1 protein-coding gene is annotated in these 395 nt (G+C 63.8%); it reads right to left on the bottom strand.

Features of this window, described 5'->3' with window-relative positions; genetic code table 11:
- Nucleotides 1-395, bottom strand: a 395-nt coding sequence (locus AC0L3P_RS40130) for a transposase (protein ID WP_473309476.1), incomplete at both ends; no start/stop codon positions are given.

Raw genomic sequence — 395 nt, 5'->3', positions numbered from 1 at the left:
CTGCGGATGAGGCCCCGGCTATGGCCGGTGAGCCGTACGATCTCCTTTATGGAGACGCCCGTCTCAGCCTGTTTGAGAATTGCCGCGTTGGTGTCTTCTCGCCGAAGATAACCCTCATATTGAATGCGCTCGGCGGCGGTCAACAAGTTGGGATTTATGGTGGCGGAGCCGACCGCGATCCGGACCTGGCGCATGGATTTGCGAACCGCATCCAGGAAGGCGTGGCTGGCGTTCTCCATGAGGTGCCAACGGTCGGCGACCTGGGTGGCGTGCGGGAGTGCCTTGGCCACAGCAAGGGCATAGCCACCGCCGCGGTCGCGCGCGACCACAGCGATTTGTGGCTGCCCCGCGAGCCAGGCCTGCGCAGTGGCTGGCTCTCTGTCGGGTAAGAGAGT

This window comes from Bradyrhizobium sp. WSM4874 (assembly GCF_055811835.1).
This window is presented reverse-complemented; position numbering and strand designations above follow the sequence as displayed.